Below are 17,937 nucleotides of genomic sequence, written 5' to 3' on the forward strand. Positions count from 1 at the left end.
ACCGCAATGTCACAAGATCCATTCCTGGAACGAGAAGCAGAAAAATATGAATCCCCCATTCCGAGCCGTGAATTTATTTTGGCCCATTTGGCGAAAAGAGAAACGCCGGCCAGCCGCGAAGAGCTGGCCAAAGAGCTGAATTTAACCGGCGAAGAACCCCTGGAAGCGTTGCGCCGTCGCCTGCGTGCGATGGAACGTGATGGCCAATTAATCTTTACCCGCCGCCAGTGCTACGCGTTGCCGGAACGTCTGGACCTGCTGCGCGGCACCGTGATCGGCCACCGCGATGGCTTTGGCTTCCTGCGTATCGAAGGCAGCAAAGACGACCTGTATCTGTCAGCTGAACAGATGAAGATGGCGATCCACGGCGACGTGGTGTTGGCACAGGCCATGGCTGCCGATCGCAAGGGCCGCCGCGAAGCGCGTATCGTCCGTGTGCTGGTGCCGAAAACCAGTCAAATCGTCGGCCGCTTCTTCATGGACGCCGGTACCGGCTTCGTGGTGCCGGATGACAGCCGCCTGAGCTTCGATATCCTGATCCCGGCCGACGCCGTCAGCGGTGCGCGCATGGGCTTTATGGTGGTGGTTGAACTGACCCAGCGCCCAACCCGTCGTACCAAAGCGGTTGGCAAGATTGTCGAGATCCTTGGCGATAAAATGGGGACCAGCATGGCGGTAGATATCGCGCTGCGCACCCATGAAATCCCGCATGTTTGGCCGCCGCAGGTGGAAAAACAGGTTGCCGACCTCAGTGAACAGGTACCGGAATCCGCCAAAAAAGGCCGCGTTGATCTGCGTAAACTGCCTTTGGTAACGATTGATGGCGAAGATGCCCGCGATTTCGATGACGCAGTCTACTGCGAGAAAAAACGCGGCGGCGGTTGGCGCCTGTGGGTTGCCATTGCCGACGTCAGCTATTACGTGCGTCCGCGCACGGCACTGGATGACGAAGCCCGTAACCGTGGGACTTCAGTGTACTTCCCATCGCAGGTTATTCCGATGCTGCCGGAAGTGCTGTCTAACGGCCTGTGTTCGCTTAACCCGCAGGTAGACCGTCTGTGCATGGTGTGTGAGATGACCATCTCTGCACAAGGACGCCTGTCGACGGCCAAATTCTATGAAGCGGTCATGAGCTCTCACGCCCGCTTAACGTATAACAAGGTCTGGCATATTCTGCAGGGCGATCAGGAGCTGCGTGAGCATTATCACCCGCTGGTCAAACACCTGGAAGAATTGCATGCGATGTACAAGGTGCTGGATCAGGCGCGTGCTGAACGTGGCGGTATCGCTTTCGAAACCGAAGAAGCCAAGTTTATCTTTAACGCCGAACGTCGTATTGAGCGCGTCGAACCTACGGTGCGTAACGACGCTCACAAACTGATCGAAGAGTGCATGATTATGGCGAACGTCGCCGCTGCACGCTTTGTCGAGAAAAATAACGAACCGGCGCTGTTCCGCGTGCACGATCGCCCAAGTGACGATCACATCAGTGCACTGCGCAGCGTGCTGGGCGAGTTGGGCCTGACGCTGGGCGGGGGCAACAAGCCGCAGCCGAAGGACTACGCCACACTGATGGATGAAGTGTCCGAACGTCCTGACCATGAAATGCTGCAAACCATGCTGCTGCGTTCGATGAAGCAGGCGGTTTACGATCCGGAAAACCGCGGCCACTTTGGTCTGGCGCTGGCTTCTTATGGCCACTTCACCTCACCGATCCGCCGTTATCCGGATCTGGCGATGCACCGTGCGATCAAGTACCAACTGGCCAAAGAGCACGGCGAACCGAAAGAGCGCTGGACGCCGACCGGTGGTTGGCACAGCGAATTCGAAGAAATGCTGCAGTTGGGCGAGCACTGTTCGATGGCTGAACGTCGCGCCGATGAAGCGACGCGCAACGTTGCCGACTGGCTGAAATGCGACTTTATGCAGGATCACGTCGGTGAAGTGTTCAGCGGCATCATTGCCAGCGTGACCGGCTTCGGTTTCTTCGTGCGTCTCAACGATCTGTTTATCGACGGCCTGGTGCACGTATCGTCGCTGGATAATGATTATTATCGCTACGATAATATCGGCCAGCGTCTGATTGGCGAATCCTCAGGCGTGGTTTATCGCCTGGGCGACACGGTAGAGATCCGTGTGGAAGCGGTGCATATGGATGAGCGTAAAATTGACTTCGCTCTGGTCTCCAGCACCCGCAAACCACGCGGTGAAGGCAAAACTGAACGCGATCGCGCCAAGAAAGGCGGCCAGCGCACCTTGCGTGATGGCGCAGGCGCAGGCCGCACCTCGTCACCGCGCAAACGCCGGGGCGGCAAACCGCCAGCCAATTTTGAGCCTGACAGCGCCTTCCGTAAGGATGAAGCCAAGCCCGCTGACAAGGTGAAGAAAGACAAAAAGGCGAAAGCCAAGAAAGTGTCCGACAAAACCCGGAAAATAGCGGCGGCGACCAAGGCCAAACGCGCCGGCAAGAAGAAAGGTGCTGAGCAGGCTTAACCTGCCACACGTCATTATCACCGGCAGGCGTTTGCCTGCCGCACAGTAAAAAGAGCATCATGAGCGAAATTATTTACGGTATTCATGCCGTCAAAGCCCTGTTAGACAACGATCCGCAACGCTTCCTGGAAGTGTTTATCCTCAAAGGCCGCGACGATCGTCGGCTACAGCCGTTGATTGCCGAGCTGGAAGCGACCGGCATTGTTATCCAGGTGGCGAACCGCCAGTGGCTGGATGAGAAGGTCGAGGGTGCGGTGCATCAGGGGATCATTGCCCGGGTGCGCGAAGGACGCCAGTATCAGGAAAATGACCTGCCGGCGCTGCTGGAAAGCGTGGATACCCCGTTCCTGCTGGTGCTGGACGGCGTGACCGACCCGCATAACCTTGGTGCCTGCTTGCGCAGCGCCGACGCGGCCGGTGTGCACGCGGTGATTGTCCCGCGCGATCGTTCTGCCCAGTTGAACGCAACGGCCAAGAAAGTGGCCTGTGGCGCGGCGGAGAATGTGCCGTTGATTCGCGTCACCAACCTGGCGCGCACCCTGCGATTGTTGCAGGAGATGAACGTCTGGATCGTGGGCACTGCGGGCGAAGCCGACCACACGCTGTTCCAGAGCAAAATGACCGGCCCGATGGCGCTGGTGATGGGGGCGGAAGGCGAAGGTATGCGTCGTCTGACTCGCGAGCACTGTGACGAGCTGATCAGCATTCCGATGGCCGGTACGGTTTCTTCGCTGAACGTTTCGGTGGCGACCGGTATCTGCCTGTTTGAAGCGGTGCGTCAACGCAGTTGATTTATCCGTAAGGGCGCAGCTTTTGCGCCCTTAATTCCTTTCTCAATGCCTACCCTGTGATCTCGCCTGCGGCAGAATTCCCCCTGACGACCATAATTACTCCTGACGCTTTTATCAGGGAGCAAGCCAATGGTCTGGAATACACACACCGTTTTTAATCAGCCGAAGCCGCTGGGCAACAGTAATCTGTTCCTGTCCGATACGCCATTGCATGAAGCCATTCAGCGTGAGCAGGCCGGTTGGGATGCGGACGTGCTGGCCTCGCTGGGCCAACAGTTGGGCACTCAGGAGTCGCTGGAGTTGGGGCGGCTGGCCAATGCCAATCCCCCGGAACTGCTGCGCTATGACGCCACCGGCCAGCGATTGGACGACGTCCGTTTTCATCCCGCCTGGCATATCCTGATGCAAGGGCTGATAGCCAACAGGGTGCATAACCTGCCGTGGCAGGAGGACGCCCGAATCGGCTCTTTTGTGGCGCGGGCGGCGCGTTTTATATTACATGCGCAGGTCGAGGCCGGCACTTTGTGCCCGGTGACCATGACCTTTGGTGCAATTCCTTTGCTGCAGCGCTCGTTGCCTGCGGAGTTCCAATCCTGGCTAACGCCGCTACTGTCCGATCGTTACGACGCGCATTCATTGCCCGGCGGGCAAAAGCGCGGTTTGCTGATCGGCATGGGAATGACCGAAAAGCAGGGCGGTTCCGATGTGCTGAGTAATACCACCACCGCCAGCCCGCTGGGTGCACGCGGCCCAGGAGAAGCCTACCGTTTGGTCGGCCACAAGTGGTTTTTCTCGGTACCGCAGAGCGATGCGCACCTGGTGCTGGCGCAGACCGAAGGCGGGCTGTCCTGTTTCTTCCTGCCGCGAATTTTGCCTGACGGCACACGCAATGCCATAAGGTTGGAACGGCTGAAGGATAAGTTGGGCAACAGGTCCAACGCCAGCAGCGAAGTAGAATTCCAGGATGCCAGCGCCTGGCTGGTGGGCGAGGAAGGGGATGGCGTACGACATATCCTGAAAATGGGGGGGCTGACGCGTTTTGACTGCGCACTGGGTAGCCACGGGCTGATGCGGCGCGGACTGTCGGTGGCGTTGTACCATGCTCTGCAGCGGCAGGCGTTTGGTAAGACGCTGATTGAACAACCGATGATGCGGCAGGTGCTGGCGCGAATGGCCCTGCGCCTGGAGGGGCAGACGGCGGCCCTGATGCGTCTGGCGCGTGCTTATGACAGCGCAGGTAGCACGCCCCTGGAGCAGGCGTTATGCCGAGTGATGACGCCTGCGGCGAAGTTTGAAGTCTGCCGGCAAGGCATTCCTTTTATTGGTGAAGCCATGGAGGCGCTGGGCGGTATCGGCTATTGCGAAGAGAGCGAACTGCCGAGGTTGTACCGTGAAATGCCGGTAAACAGCATCTGGGAAGGCTCCGGCAATATTATGTGTCTGGACGTCATGCGCGCCTGGGGCAAGCTGCCGGCGGTGCAGGAGGCGCTGGAGCAGGAACTCGGTGAAGTGAGAGGGCAGAACCGCCATTATGATCACCAATGGCGACGATTGCTTCAGCTGATTCGCAAACCTCAGGAAGAGCAAGGACGTGCGGTGACCGGCGCCTTGTTTAATCTGTTCGCGGCGGCGCAGCTTCTGCGTTACAGTTCACCGCCGTTGGCGGAAGCCTGGTGTCAAATGATGCTTGATGCCCGTGGTGAGCGGACATTGCCGGAAAGGCTGTGCGAAACGCTGTTTACCCGCGCGATGGGCGGCTAGGTAAAACGGTGGCGCCGCAGCCGGAAAAGCTTTTTAATTCAGCTCTTGGCCCGTAAGGGATACTGACCTCTGACCAGGAAACATGACATGGATATTCTCAGCGCGTTGGCGGCATTCGCCTCTTATTTCTTCAGTGGCTTTGCCATGGTTCTGGTGTTTTTGTTCGTTTATACCCGCATTACGCCGCATGACGAATGGGCGTTGATCAAGGCCGACAATCAGGCCGCCGCTTTTGGATTCGTCGGTGCCTGCCTGGGGTATGTCATCCCGCTGGCGAGTGCAGCGATCAACTCCGTCAGCCTGTTGGACTATCTGTTGTGGGGCGTGGTGGCGCTGGTGGTACAGCTGCTGCTGTTTGCGGCGGTGAAAATCTATATGCCGCGCATCAGCGACAAGATTGAGTCCAATCACGTGGCGGCCGGGATTTTCCTCGGCGGCGTGTCGATCAGTGGCGGTGTGCTGAATGCGGCCTGCATGACCTACTAAAGGTAAAGTATTGCGGAGGCGCGCCAGCCTGGCTGATGCGCCTGTTCTTCCATTCGCAGGATGCGGTAATAGCTTGCCCCATGCTCATCCGCCTTTTGGGCGATCAATTGTTCTACGTCCTGAGGGGAGCCGGAGAGGTTGTTCAGGGTGATTTCCGCAATTTCGCTGAGTGGCGTAACGCGGTCTGCGGGGGCCAGTTCAGCGGACTGGGCGCTGGCGCTGAGTAACCCCATAGAAAGCAGGAGGGCGGTGAGTGCGGCGGAGCGTGTCATGGCGTTCCCCTTCGTCGGATCCTGGATTCACGGCCGCGGGCTGCGGCGCGCTGTTTGCCAGTGTGCTCTATCCAACTTCAGTCTGTGCAAAGCCAATGTAAATCTTATTAAAACTCCAGCAGTTACCGATACAGGATCGCTTGCGAATACCACTGGCCGGGAACCACAGTTTCGCTGTTCATGATGATCATGTAATAGCGCGCGCCGCTGGCATTGGCTTTCTGCTGAATTTCCGCTTCCACATCCATCGGGCTGCCGCGCACCAGGGCGCTGGTGGTGCCTATTTTTTCCAGGCTACCGGTTTGTGCCCGGGTTATCTCCTGCGCCTGTCCGGTCGGCGGTGGGGGCGCTTTGGGCGTCGTGGTCATCATGCCACAGGCGCTAAGCAGCGTGACCAGCGTCAAGGAGAGCAGCAGGCGGGACATTTTCATAGATACCTCAAGAAAGCGGATAGCGTGATTTGAGTGTAACCCATTATAAATTGGAACAGATTGAGCTAATGCTTTTTAGCGCAAGTTTGCCATTATGAAGGCAATGGCGATGCAGAGGGAAAATGAATGATTGAAATTTATGACGAGCGATCAGGAGATATTGCGGTCATCCATGCCGTGCCGCAGGGGCAGTATCATCAGCCGTTGCCGACGGTATTTTTCTACCATGGTTATACCTCGTCGAAAGAAGTCTACGCCTACTTTGCCTACGCGTTAGCCAGGGTGGGATTTCGCGTGGTGCTGCCGGATGCCGATTTGCACGGCGAGCGTTTTGACGGCGATGAACAAAAGCGGTTGTCCCGCTTTTGGGAGATCCTGCGCAGCAATATCGATGAGTTACCGGCGTTGAAGACGGACTTTGAACGGCGCGGGCTGATTGCCGAAGGGCGCATCGGCGTCGCGGGCGCGTCCATGGGGGGGATGACGACGTTGGGAGGCTTCGCTCGTTATCCGTGGGTGAAAGCTGCGGCGAGCCTGATGGGGGCCGGTTATTACAGTTCCCTGGCGCAGACGCTGTTCCCACCGCTGGATGAGCAGGGTAAACCCTTAACGGCGAGCGGTTTTGATGCGCGCATTGCCGCGCTTGCGGATTATGGCCTGGAACGCCAGTTGGAAAAGATTGCCGATCGTCCGCTGCTGTTATGGCACGGCGAAGCGGACGATGTGGTCCCGGCGGCTGAAAGTCGACGCCTGGCAACCGAGCTTCGCCAGAGTGGTTGGGACCGGCAACTGACATTTTTGACTGAACCGGACGTTAAGCACCGCATCACGCCGTTAGCGCTTGACGCAACGGCCGAGTTCTTCGTGAAAACCTTATAAAAAAAGCCCCCTGCGGGCAGGGGGCTGACGACATTTTCACATTTTAATTTGCCGCTTTTGGGTGCGGCTTGCTTCCCTGGCACTGCATGCAGGCTTAACGATACAGTTCCGCGCTGACGTGAATGGTGCTGTTGTTTTCCGGTTCGTGCAGCGCAATGATCCGGTAAGCGGTCGCGCCGCGCTGATCGGCTATTTTGCTCACCTGGCTGCTGGCGTCATCCGGCGATACCACATTCTGGTTCAACGTGACGAATCCCACGCTCTGGCGTTGGTCAGCCTGATGCGAAGTGATTTCGGTAGCGGCCATGACGTTGGCGGAAAACAGTAAAGCAATGGCGGTGGCGATGGTAATGCGTTTCATAAGTGCCTCTCTTAACTGTTTGCTTCAACGGCCTGACAGCAGGTGCCAGTGCAGCAAAAAGTTATTTGTCTGTATTGAATAACCTCAAATCTTTTTCGTCGCGCTGTCTGCGGCGGATAACAACAATTTTAGACCTTCCGGCAGGATTAAAAAGGGGGGCTTTTTGATGTCATTATTCAAAAAAAATGAATGAATTTTGCGCATCAGTGATGATTTCATTGAAAGATTTTTTGAACTGATGGATCTGTGTACATAGGTTGTACAGATAGCAAATCGTGCTATTTACGCATCGGGCCCGCATTACCGATAATAAATACCCTTCTGTCCTTGAGTTTCCCAGCCTGCGCAAGTATGATTACGCGTCATTTTTTCAGCCGCACACACATACACGTTCCTTGCTTCCATGGGCCGCGGTTGACCCTGACAGGAGGCTGAATAATCCGTAAGGAGCAATTCGATGCGTCATTACGAAATCGTTTTTATGGTCCATCCTGACCAAAGCGAACAGGTTCCGGGCATGATCGAGCGTTACAGTGCTACCATCACTAACGCTGCTGGTCAGATTCACCGTCTGGAAGACTGGGGCCGCCGTCAACTGGCTTACCCGATCAACAAACTGCACAAAGCTCACTACGTTCTGCTGAACGTTGAAGCTCCGCAGGAAGCGATCGATGAGCTGGAAACTAACTTCCGCTTCAACGACGCCGTTATCCGTAGCATGGTTATGCGCGTTAAGCACGCGGTAACTGAAGCATCTCCGATGGTTAAAGCGAAAGACGAACGTCGTGGCGATCGCCGCGAAGACTTCGCTAACGAAACCGCAGATGATGCAGATGCTGGGGATTCTGAAGAGTAATTGCCGCCGTGACATCTAATCGTCTGGTTTTGTCGGGCACTGTGTGCAAGGCGCCGGTTCGAAAAGTGAGTCCTTCCGGGATCCCCCACTGCCAATTTGTGCTAGAGCACCGTTCGCAGCAAATGGAAGCCGGATTTAGCAGGCAAGCATGGTGCCGAATGCCCGTGGTTGTCAGCGGACAACAGTCACAAGCACTAACTCAAAGATTAACGGTCGGCAGTCAGATAACCGTGCAAGGCTTCGTAAGCTGCCATCAAGGGCGCAACGGGCTGAACAAACTGGTTCTGCATGCCGAGCAGATTGAATTGATAGATTCTGGAGACTAGCCTAATGGCACGTTATTTCCGTCGTCGCAAGTTCTGCCGTTTCACCGCGGAAGGCGTTCAAGAGATTGACTATAAAGACATCGCTACGCTGAAAAACTACATCACTGAAAGTGGTAAAATTGTCCCGAGCCGTATTACCGGTACTCGTGCAAAATATCAGCGCCAGCTGGCCCGTGCTATCAAGCGCGCGCGCTACCTGTCTTTGTTGCCGTACACTGATCGTCATCAGTAATCGGCCACTGTCCATTAACGACTTTGAGAGGATAAGGTAATGCAAGTTATTCTGCTTGATAAAGTAGCAAACCTGGGCAGCCTGGGTGATCAAGTTAACGTTAAAGCGGGCTACGCCCGTAACTTCCTGGTACCACAGGGCAAAGCTGTTCCTGCTACCAAGAAAAACGTAGAGTTCTTCGAAGCACGCCGTGCTGAACTGGAAGCCAAACTGGCTGACGTTCTGGCTGCTGCTGAAGCTCGCGCAACCAAGATCAACGAACTGGGTTCAGTCACCATCGCGTCTAAATCAGGCGACGAAGGTAAACTGTTCGGCTCTATCGGCACCCGCGACATCGCTGACGCAGTTACTGCGGCAGGCGTTGAAGTTGCCAAGAGCGAAGTTCGTCTGCCGAACGGCGTTCTGCGTACCACTGGTGAACACGAAGTTCACTTCCAGGTACACAGCGACGTGTTCGCACAGCTGAATGTAGTTGTGGTTGCAGAAGCTTAATCGCTCCTGCCAGCCAAGTTAAAACGCCAGCCTCGTGCTGGCGTTTTGCTTTTCTGCGTCCGGTAAAACGCGCTACCCTGCTATCACAGCATGAATGAGGAGCAGCGGAAATGGCGGAGATTATCTTGCAGCGCGTTTACGATTTTACCGGCCCTGCACCGGAGCACTGTTATCTGATCGATCGTTTGTGGCCGCGAGGCATCAGCAAGGAACGATTGCAGGGCGTGCAGTGGCTAAAGCAGGTTGCGCCGGATAACGCGCTGCGGCAGTGGTTTCATCAACATCTTGACCGGTGGGACGAGTTCGAAAGCCACTACCGCTTGCAACTGGCTCAAAACGACGCCTGGCAGCCATTGGTGGCTTTACTAAGACAGGGGCAACCCTTGACCTTACTTTATGGCAGTAAAGACACACAGCACAACCATGGCATCGTGCTGCGCGACTTTCTGTTAAGGCAGTTAGCGGATTAACGCTCGCGACGATAGCCGCCGTCGGCCTGGCGGCGAAATAACACCTGACTGTTGTCAGCGGTGGTGACAGATAGCGCGGTGATCACGCCGTTGGTATCACGTTCGATACGCACTTCCTGGCCAGCCTTCATGTTGCTGAGCGGCTTATCGTTCCCTTCCACCTGCGCCATGGCGAAAACTTCGTTCACCGGCAGGTTGTTGTCACGGAAAAGCTGCGCCAGCGTCTGGCCCGGTTGGATCTGGTAGCGTTGCCAGTTGCCCGCCGGTTCCGGCTCTACAGCGTGCTGCTGCTGAGTGTCGTTTTGCAATTCGGCCTGCAAGGGAACGCTGTTTTCCTGCTGGGTGACAGGGAATGGCTGTTTTTCCGATGAATACGGCCACAGCAGTGCCAGCAGCAGGATGATGCCGAAAATCAGGGTCCAGCGACGATGGAAATAAGGCAGTGGCTCCATCCAACAGAAGCCGTCCGGCAGGTGCCAGATCTTCAGCAGTAACGCTTTGATGTTTTGCCCCTTACCGCTTTCCGGTGGTTGTTCTGAATCCGGGTCTTCTACCGACGCTGGCGCGGAGCCGGGCTTCAGGCGCTGACTGAAGTTCAGCCAGGTACGCAACAACGGCTGGTAGATACGGGTGGTCTTCCTTCTCCTGGGCGAGATTCTGCCCATGGTAACCTCTCTTCAACGGCGTAAAATTATCACGGTACAAAAGGGTGTACCGCCGACCCGATGCCCTGTTTTCAGTATAGTCCGCTAACTGATTGAAGTGAAAGGCAGCAGCAAACCCATACCTGTTGCGGCAGGCGATTCGCCTGGGCGCGCGGGAGCGGGTGTTAACTGAGGGTTATTGTTTCTTTTTCTACGACAAAAGTCATCATTCTCCACACAAGATTTTACCCGGCATTGCGGCGCTGTTATGCTGCGCTTTCGACTTTTTACAGACTAAAGGAAAACCCCATGACAACCCCTTCTTTTGACAGCGTTGAAGCGCAGGCGAGCTACGGGATTGGTTTACAGGTCGGCCAGCAGCTGCAAGAGTCCGGTCTGGAAGGTTTACAACCGGAAGCTTTGCTGGCAGGTTTGCGTGACGCGCTGGAAGGGAATGCCCCGGCGGTTCCGGTAGACGTGGTGCACCGTGCGCTGCGCGAAATCCACGAGCGTGCGGATGCCGTACGTCGTGAGCGTCAACAGGCGATGGCCGTTGAAGGCCAGAAATTCCTGGAAGACAACGCCAAACGCGACGAAGTTACGCTGACCGAATCCGGTCTGCAGTTCTCCGTGCTGGAGCAGGGCAACGGCCCAATCCCGTCCCGTCAGGATCGCGTGCGTGTGCATTACACTGGCCGCCTGATTAACGGCGACGTGTTCGACAGCTCCGTAGAGCGCGGTCAACCGGCAGAATTCCCGGTTAGCGGCGTGATCCCTGGCTGGATCGAAGCGCTGACCCTGATGCCGGTCGGTTCCAAATGGCAGCTGTATATTCCACACGACCTGGCCTACGGCGAGCGTGGTGCCGGCGCATCCATCCCGCCATTCAGCGCGCTGGTGTTCGACGTCGAACTGCTGGAAATCCTGTAATTCTCTAACAGATTTCTCTGGGCGCCTTGATGGCGCCCTTGTTTTATGCGCCGTTCAGCGCGCGGGGGAACAACAGGTTGTTCTCCAGATTGATGTGTTCCATCAGGTCATCAATAAACTCGTCGATACCACCATACAGCGCCTGCCAGGTATTGCAGGCACCTTCCGGTGGCGTCACGTTGTGGGTGAGGAACTTCACCACTTCCAGCTGTTCGCCCGCTTCGTCATGCTCATGTTCCATTACCGAGATCGGCCCTGCCGCCTGCCGGCCCATACCCTGCTTGATCATCGGGAACAGGATCTGTTCCTCTTTCATCATGTGATTTTCCAGATCCAGCAGGATCAGGTTCAGCTGTTTTGCCAGACCGCGTGGACAGGTGGCTTTGTCGGCATGAACCCGTTCGACTTTTTCCGCCATCAGTACCAGCTCGGCCAACTGTTCGCGGTGCCGCTGATGGAAGCGTGGCAGAATATAATCAATCAGTTCACCGAGCGGTGCAGTACGCCAGTCATGGCTTGCTGCCGGTCTGGCGGCGAGGGCGGCCAATTCGCTTTCAAGCTGCTCGAGATCCAGTCCTTTACGCTCGGCCGCGCGTTGCAGCGTTTGTTTTCCGCCACAGCAGAAATCCAAATCGTTCAGGCGGAACAGGCGTGATGCCCGGGGAATAGCGATGGCGAGAGCGCCGAGGGATTGATTACGGTAATCCATGAGAGTGCCTCTTTAAATGAAAAATTTATAACATGCATTTTAAATGCAATTTAAATGGCGCGCCAGCGAGAAAAAGGAGTAGATGGCCGGGGGGAACCCTGTGCCTCCCGGCCTGCAGCTTATTTGCTACTTAAATCAATCTTATAAACTGCGAACCCGATGTTATCCGTGCCTTCGGATTTCATTGGATACTGGGCATGTGCCTTGATAAACGCTGTCGCTTTCTCGCTTGGCGAGGTTTCGAAGCGAATATCCAGCGGTTGCGGGCTGCTGAAGGTCGCCAGGCGCCAGTTGTTATCCACCTGTGGCCGGACTGCGCCATGCTGCTTGGTTTCAGCGCTGATATAGGCCGCCAACACTGAACGGTTCTCGTCCGGCGAAGCGAAGGCAATATGCTGATCGCCAGTGCCGGCGAACTTGCCACCGTAAGCGCGATAGTTATTGGTCGCCACCAGGAAGGTGGCTTTAGGATCAATTGGCTTGCCTTTGAACGTCAGCTGCTTGATACGTTCCGCCTTGTCGTTAATCAACTGGCATTCGCCGTCGTAACGCGCAGGCTGGCTGACGTCGATCTGGTAATTTACCCCATCAATCACGTCGAAGTTATAGGTGCGGAAGCCATCCCAGTTGATCAGGCCCTGCGGTTGGCTGCTGTTGACGTCGATTTGATTGAACTGCCCGGCGGAGCACTCCAGCCACTCCTTCACCTCTTTGCCACTGGCTTTTACTACCACCAGGGTGTTGGGGTAGAGGTAGAGATCCGAAGCGTTACGGAAGGTGAGCTGGCCTTTTTCCACTTCGACGAAGCTGGCCGGATCGTTTTTGCGGCCGCCGACCTTGAACGGCGCTGCCGCTGACAGCACCGGCAAATCGGCCAGATCCGGGTCGCCCTGAATGTAGTGTTCCACATAGGCTTTCTGCGCGTTATTCACGATTTGTACCGTTGGGTCATCCTGCACCAGCGCCAGGTAGCTGTACATGTTGTCATCAGCTTTGCCGACCGGCTTGCTGACAAAATCGCGCGTGCCCTTATGATCTTCCGCCAGGACTTTCACCAGCTTGGCGTCTTCCGCCGCCAGCGATTTCTTGTTCTCTTTGTCGTAGATGGGCCGTGCTTCCGCTTTGGCGGAAGCTACTTTCCAACTGCCAGAGTCGTTGTTCAACTGCAGATCGACAACGCCGAGGTGGTCGCCCCACTGGCCGGGCATGACCGCAGGTATGCCGTTCAGCGTGCCCTGAGCGATGTCAGCGCCTTTGATATTGGCGAAGTCTTTGCTCGGGAATACCGCGTGAGCATGGCCGAACATGATGGCGTCAATGCCCGGAACCTGGCTGAGGTAGTACACCGAATTCTCTGCCATCGCCTTGTACGGCTCGCTGGACAGGCCGGAGTGCGGGATCGCCACGATCAGATCGGCCCCCTGTTTACGCATTTCCGGCACGTAGCGTTTGGCGGTTTCGGTGATGTCGTTGACCTTAACCTTGCCTTGCAGATTGGCCTTATCCCACACCAGAATTTGCGGTGGCACAAAACCGATATAGCCGATGCGTAAACTATGTTCCTTGCCGTCACGGTCTTTTACCGGCGTATCGACGATAATGTAAGGAGTGAACAGCGGTTTCTGCGTTTTAGCGTCGATCACGTTCGCATTGATATACGGGAACTTGGCACCGCTGATGGCGGTTTTCAGGTAATCGAGGCCGTAGTTGAATTCGTGGTTGCCGATATTGCCGACCACATAATTCAGGGTGTTCATGGCCTTATAGACAGGATGAATATCGCCGGGCTTCAGGCCCTTGGCCGCCATATAGTCACCGAGCGGGCTGCCCTGAATGATGTCGCCGTTATCCACCAGTACGCTATTGGTGGCCTGCTGGCGAGCCTGTTCAATCAGGCTGGCGGTGCGCACCAGACCGAACTTGTCGGTCGGTTTATCCTTGTAGTAATCGAAGTCCATCATGTTGCTGTGCAGGTCGGTGGTTTCCAGCACGCGCAGATCGACCGTTGCCGCCTGCGCTGAGGCGCAAACCAGCACAGCGAGGACAGACAACGTCAGCGGACGCTTCATCATTTTTGGCTTTCTCCATTCTATTTTTCGAGTTTTATCGCAGAGGGGCATGTAATTAACATTGGTTGTCTCACCAAACTGTGAAGTGTGGCAGAAAATCGGCCAAGGTATCGGAGGAAATGTCACAGTTGTGACGGCAAAGACTCGAGTCATTACCGAAGGTTAAATCGTTATGATGGATATTCGATGCAAAAAAAACTAGGCTGCTAGCAATGAGAAAGGGGAAATGGCCCACGGAACTGTCTATCTGAGGTGAATGATGTTAGAAAAAATTTGCCAACTGTCCCGCGAGGCGGGCGCGGCCATCATGGCGGTGTACAACGGTGAACAACCGCTTGATGTTACACAAAAAAAAGATGACTCCCCGGTGACGGCGGCCGATCTGGCGGCGCACCACATTATCCAGCGCGGCCTGGCGGCGTTAACGCCGGACATCCCCTTGCTGTCGGAAGAAGATCCACCGACCTGGGAAGTGCGGCAGAATTGGACGCGCTATTGGCTGGTCGATCCGCTGGACGGCACCAAAGAGTTCCTGAATCGCAACGGTGAGTTCACGGTAAATATCGCGTTGATTGAAGACGGGCAGGCGGTAATGGGCGTGGTTTACGCCCCGGCGATCGACGTGTTATACCTGGCCGAGCGCGGTAAAGCCTGGAAAGAAGAAAAGGGCCACCGGCAGGAGATTGGCGTCAGCAATGCCCATCCGCCATTGGTGGTGGTCAGCCGTTCGCACAGCGACGAAGAGCTGAAGGACTACCTGAAACAGCTGGGCGAACACCAGACCGTTTCCGTCGGTTCTTCGCTGAAATTCTGCCTGGTGGCGGAAGGTAAAGCGCAGCTCTATCCGCGCTTTGGGCCCACCAATATCTGGGATACCGCCGCCGGTCATGCCGTGGCCGTGGCAGCCGGGGCACAGATCCACGACTGGCAGGGCAGACCTCTGCTCTATACGCCGCGTGAATCCTTCCTAAACCCCGGCTTCAGGGTTTCGCTGTTCTAAATCAGTTCGCCAGCAACTGGTGCAGTTGGGTCATGACCTGCTGCACCTCTTCTGGCGTCAGGGCGCCGTCTTTGGCGAACTGGATCCTGCCTTGCTTATCCAACACCACAATGGCCGATCCTTTCGGCTGCAAATCCCAGGCCTTGCGCACGTTGCCGTTGCTGTCGACCACAAACTGCGACCAGGGGAACTCTTTCTTGCTGTCTTCAATGCTGTTGCGAACAAACACCGCGGTGCCGAGTATCGCGTCGTCGGTATTCACTATTGTCGTCGTTTGGTAACGATCGTGCGGTAGTTTAGCTTTCTTAATCGCTTCGATCAGCGGATCGTTCATCGCCTTGGCGGAGCTACGGCCGGCAATATGCTGTATGACTCGCACTTTCCCACTGAGTTGCGCGCTATTCCAGTTTTGATAGCTAAACTTATCATTAGCGTAATTCAACTCTCCCTTATCGCTGACGCCGACCGGCGCGACGCGTTGCTGGAGTTGGAAGTTGTGCGCAGAGGCTAAAAAGGGGGCAAGCAGCAGGGAAACAATAAGCAGGTGACTTTTTTTCATGCCTTCTCCTTGGAAGGGGAACGGTGCCGACAGCACCCGACAGCCTAAAGCATAGGTGGTGATCGGAGGTCTGTCCTGTTAGCTGGATCGCAGTTTCCCCTTCTGGCCGGTAATACCTGTGTTTTGAAGGGATATACTGAAAAAGTTATATATTATCATATACAATTCTGTCAAAAAGTGTAAATCCAGTGAAGATATCCGTGCAGAAGTGAACATTATCGTCTTTACTAGGTCTACTACATGGCAATCAAGTTGCGTTCTTACTTTAGAGGCTGCCACCTTGGCGGCTCGCTGAGCGCATGGACCAAACGGAGGAGAGTAATAGAATGAGAATCTTCCAGCGTTATAATCCGTTGAAAGTGGCGAAGTACGTAAAAACCCTGTTTCGTGGCCGGCTGTATATCAAAGATGTAGGCGCGTTCGAATTCGACGAAGGGAAAATCCTGTTACCGAAAATTCGTGACCGGCGCCACTTCAGCGTGATGTCAGAGGTAAACCGTCAGGTGTTGTTGCTGCAAACAGAGATGGGTTGATGCATTACCCGTCGCCTTTCAAGCCGCAGCGTTGTTATCTGCACCCACCCACCCCTGTTACTTACTTAAGTAAGCTCCAGGGGATGAGTGAGCTGGCTGCCTAGCTGCAACTTGAAATTCATAGGGAAATTAGAGCAGCTGAAAAAACTGAAATAATTGCGGCCCGATGGGGCCGCTGACGTTTCTACAGTCCGGATCAGGCAGGGGCGTTGTCTTCTGGCGCCTTCGGCAGTACCGCCGCCGGTTTGTCGCTCAGTTTGGTTACCAGCAACTGGTCAATCTTGTAGCTGTCGATGTCCACCACTTCAAACTTGTAGCCGGCGTATTTCACGAAGTCGGTGCGTTTTGGGATCTTGCGCAGCATGTACATCATAAAGCCGCCGATGGTTTCGTAGTTGCCCGCCTGCGGGAACTCATCAATGTGCAGAACGCGCATCACATCGTCGATTGGCGTACCACCCTCAATCAGCCATGAGCTTTCATCGCGTGCGACGATCTGCTCTTCCTGGCCTTGACCGACCAGATCGCCCATCAGGGTGGTCATTACGTCATTCAACGTGATGATGCCCACGACCAGTGCATATTCATTGAGAATAACGGCAAAGTCTTCGCCGGCCGTCTTAAAGCTTTCCAGCGCTTCGGACAGCGTCAGGGTATCCGGCACGATCAGCGCCGCGCGGATTTGCACACCGCTGCTCAGCACCAGGCTTTGATTGCCCAGCACGCGGTTCAACAAGTCTTTGGAGTCAACGTAGCCGACCACCTGATCGATATTGCCGTCACATACCAGGAACTTGGAGTGCGGATGGGTCGAGACTTTCTCGATAATGCTTTCTTCGGTTTCACGCAGATCGAAGTAAACCACGCTTTCACGCGAGGTCATCGACGAAGGTACGGTGCGTGACTCCAGTTCGAACACGTTTTCGATCAGCTCATGCTCCTGCTTGCGCAGCACGCCAGCCAGGGCACCGGCTTCCACTACCGCATAGATGTCGTCGGAAGTGATGTCGTCCTTGCGCACCATCGGCAGTTTGAACAGGCGGAAGATCAGGTTTGCCATGCCGTTGAAGAACCACACCAGCGGCCGGAAGATCATGATCGAGAAACGCATCGGGTTGATGATCCGGACGGCGACCGTCTCTGGTGCAATCATACCGATGCGCTTCGGGGTCAAATCTGCGAACAGGATGAACAGGCTGGTCACCAGGACGAACGAGCAGATAAAGCTGACTTGCTCCGCCATCTCTGGGGACAAAAAGCGATCGAACAACACCTGGAAGCTAGGGGAGAAGGCAGCATCGCCGACGATACCACCGAGAATGGCTACGGCGTTCAGACCAATCTGCACCACGGTAAAGAACAGCCCCGGGGTTTCTTGTAGTTTAAGGACTTTGGCGGCATTGACGTTACCTTCGTCAGCCATCAGTTTCAGTTTAATCTTGCGTGACGCGGCCAGAGATATTTCCGACAGTGAGAAAAACGCACTCACTGCGATCAGAAAAAGAATCAGTAAAATACTGTTTAACATAATCTATCCATACGTGCCGACGGGATGACGGCGCTCTTGAGGAAGGGTAGTACATTGTAAAAAAAGTAGTGATAACAACCAGAAAGGAGGCTATCAGGCCGCAGATGCGGCCCGC

At 55.5% G+C, this 17,937-nt stretch carries 21 protein-coding genes; 13 read left to right on the forward strand and 8 right to left on the reverse strand.

Features of this window, described 5'->3' with window-relative positions; genetic code table 11:
* The first annotated feature begins 6 nt into the window (after positions 1–6).
* The 4 genes from rnr (at position 7) to M2407_RS22320 (ending at position 5,531) form a co-directional block, all read left to right on the forward strand.
* Entirely contained in the window at positions 7–2,493 is a 2,487-nt protein-coding gene (rnr, locus tag M2407_RS22305) for a ribonuclease R (RefSeq protein WP_020824912.1), read from the forward strand.
* Between the two features lie 59 nt (positions 2,494–2,552).
* Positions 2,553–3,284 (forward strand): 23S rRNA (guanosine(2251)-2'-O)-methyltransferase RlmB, encoded by a 732-nt coding sequence (rlmB, locus tag M2407_RS22310; protein WP_020824913.1) that lies wholly within the window; start codon positions 2,553–2,555, stop codon positions 3,282–3,284.
* Positions 3,285–3,413: 129 nt separating this feature from the next.
* Positions 3,414–5,045 (forward strand): isovaleryl-CoA dehydrogenase, encoded by a 1,632-nt coding sequence (locus M2407_RS22315; RefSeq protein WP_259219856.1) that lies wholly within the window; start codon positions 3,414–3,416, stop codon positions 5,043–5,045.
* An 87-nt stretch (positions 5,046–5,132) separates the two neighbouring features.
* Complete coding sequence (locus M2407_RS22320; protein WP_020824915.1) at positions 5,133–5,531, forward strand: DUF350 domain-containing protein; 399 nt, start codon at positions 5,133–5,135, stop codon at positions 5,529–5,531.
* On the opposite strand, the gene M2407_RS22325 is transcribed toward M2407_RS22320, so the two are convergent.
* Positions 5,528–5,803, reverse strand: a complete 276-nt coding sequence (locus M2407_RS22325) for a DUF1471 domain-containing protein (RefSeq protein WP_020824916.1) — start codon at positions 5,801–5,803, stop codon at positions 5,528–5,530. The genes M2407_RS22320 and M2407_RS22325 overlap by 4 nt on opposite strands.
* A gap of 122 nt (positions 5,804–5,925) precedes the next feature.
* Positions 5,926–6,234, reverse strand: a complete 309-nt coding sequence (gene bsmA / locus M2407_RS22330) for a biofilm peroxide resistance protein BsmA (RefSeq protein WP_020824917.1) — start codon at positions 6,232–6,234, stop codon at positions 5,926–5,928.
* 126 nt (positions 6,235–6,360) lie between these two features.
* Between bsmA and yjfP the strand changes: the two genes are divergently transcribed.
* A complete protein-coding gene (yjfP, locus tag M2407_RS22335; RefSeq protein WP_259219863.1) occupies positions 6,361–7,113 on the forward strand; it encodes an esterase in 753 nt (250 codons plus the stop codon).
* 94 nt (positions 7,114–7,207) lie between these two features.
* Here the strand turns inward: yjfP and M2407_RS22340 are convergent, their stop codons facing one another.
* Complete coding sequence (locus tag M2407_RS22340) at positions 7,208–7,474, reverse strand: DUF1471 domain-containing protein (RefSeq protein WP_020824919.1); 267 nt, start codon at positions 7,472–7,474, stop codon at positions 7,208–7,210.
* A 457-nt stretch (positions 7,475–7,931) separates the two neighbouring features.
* On the opposite strand from M2407_RS22340, the gene rpsF reads away from it, so the two are divergent.
* From rpsF to M2407_RS22365, 5 genes are all read left to right on the forward strand, one after another.
* Entirely contained in the window at positions 7,932–8,330 is a 399-nt protein-coding gene (rpsF, locus tag M2407_RS22345; protein ID WP_006317459.1) for a 30S ribosomal protein S6, read from the forward strand.
* 8 nt (positions 8,331–8,338) lie between these two features.
* Positions 8,339–8,656: a primosomal replication protein N gene (priB, locus tag M2407_RS22350; RefSeq protein WP_006317460.1), complete on the forward strand. Its 318-nt coding sequence runs from the start codon at positions 8,339–8,341 to the stop codon at positions 8,654–8,656.
* Between the two features lie 4 nt (positions 8,657–8,660).
* Complete coding sequence (rpsR, locus tag M2407_RS22355) at positions 8,661–8,888, forward strand: 30S ribosomal protein S18 (protein WP_000135199.1); 228 nt, start codon at positions 8,661–8,663, stop codon at positions 8,886–8,888.
* A 39-nt stretch (positions 8,889–8,927) separates the two neighbouring features.
* A complete protein-coding gene (rplI, locus tag M2407_RS22360; protein WP_004933629.1) occupies positions 8,928–9,380 on the forward strand; it encodes a 50S ribosomal protein L9 in 453 nt (150 codons plus the stop codon).
* Between the two features lie 110 nt (positions 9,381–9,490).
* Positions 9,491–9,850 carry a DUF488 domain-containing protein gene (locus tag M2407_RS22365; RefSeq protein WP_128865489.1) on the forward strand — a complete coding sequence of 120 codons (360 nt, stop codon included), beginning with the start codon at positions 9,491–9,493 and terminating at the stop codon, positions 9,848–9,850.
* On the opposite strand, the gene M2407_RS22370 is transcribed toward M2407_RS22365, so the two are convergent.
* Positions 9,847–10,515, reverse strand: coding sequence for an OapA family protein (locus M2407_RS22370; RefSeq protein ID WP_259219872.1), 669 nt, complete (start codon positions 10,513–10,515; stop codon positions 9,847–9,849). The genes M2407_RS22365 and M2407_RS22370 overlap by 4 nt on opposite strands.
* A gap of 288 nt (positions 10,516–10,803) precedes the next feature.
* Between M2407_RS22370 and fklB the strand changes: the two genes are divergently transcribed.
* On the forward strand, positions 10,804–11,424 hold the full coding sequence (fklB, locus tag M2407_RS22375) for an FKBP-type peptidyl-prolyl cis-trans isomerase (protein ID WP_020824922.1): 621 nt from the start codon (positions 10,804–10,806) through the stop codon (positions 11,422–11,424).
* A 43-nt stretch (positions 11,425–11,467) separates the two neighbouring features.
* On the opposite strand, the gene ytfE is transcribed toward fklB, so the two are convergent.
* Both ytfE and M2407_RS22385 read right to left on the reverse strand, forming a co-directional pair.
* Complete coding sequence (gene ytfE / locus M2407_RS22380; RefSeq protein ID WP_259219873.1) at positions 11,468–12,133, reverse strand: iron-sulfur cluster repair protein YtfE; 666 nt, start codon at positions 12,131–12,133, stop codon at positions 11,468–11,470.
* Between the two features lie 119 nt (positions 12,134–12,252).
* Positions 12,253–14,205 (reverse strand): bifunctional 2',3'-cyclic-nucleotide 2'-phosphodiesterase/3'-nucleotidase, encoded by a 1,953-nt coding sequence (locus M2407_RS22385; protein ID WP_174573646.1) that lies wholly within the window; start codon positions 14,203–14,205, stop codon positions 12,253–12,255.
* Positions 14,206–14,461: 256 nt separating this feature from the next.
* Here M2407_RS22385 and cysQ point away from each other — a divergent pair, with 256 nt between their 5' ends.
* Positions 14,462–15,202: a 3'(2'),5'-bisphosphate nucleotidase CysQ gene (gene cysQ, locus M2407_RS22390; protein ID WP_041415176.1), complete on the forward strand. Its 741-nt coding sequence runs from the start codon at positions 14,462–14,464 to the stop codon at positions 15,200–15,202.
* 1 nt (position 15,203) lies between these two features.
* Here cysQ and M2407_RS22395 read toward each other — a convergent pair whose 3' ends face one another.
* Positions 15,204–15,761, reverse strand: a complete 558-nt coding sequence (locus M2407_RS22395; RefSeq protein ID WP_020824926.1) for a YtfJ family protein — start codon at positions 15,759–15,761, stop codon at positions 15,204–15,206.
* A 326-nt stretch (positions 15,762–16,087) separates the two neighbouring features.
* Between M2407_RS22395 and M2407_RS22400 the strand changes: the two genes are divergently transcribed.
* Positions 16,088–16,294 carry a DUF1107 domain-containing protein gene (locus tag M2407_RS22400; RefSeq protein WP_012004917.1) on the forward strand — a complete coding sequence of 69 codons (207 nt, stop codon included), beginning with the start codon at positions 16,088–16,090 and terminating at the stop codon, positions 16,292–16,294.
* Between the two features lie 196 nt (positions 16,295–16,490).
* On the opposite strand, the gene M2407_RS22405 is transcribed toward M2407_RS22400, so the two are convergent.
* Positions 16,491–17,822, reverse strand: coding sequence for a hemolysin family protein (locus M2407_RS22405; protein WP_020824927.1), 1,332 nt, complete (start codon positions 17,820–17,822; stop codon positions 16,491–16,493).
* Between the last annotated feature and the right edge of the window lie 115 nt (positions 17,823–17,937).

This window comes from Serratia sp. BIGb0234, assembly GCF_024809915.1.
Taxonomy (GTDB): Bacteria; Pseudomonadota; Gammaproteobacteria; order Enterobacterales; family Enterobacteriaceae; genus Serratia; species Serratia liquefaciens.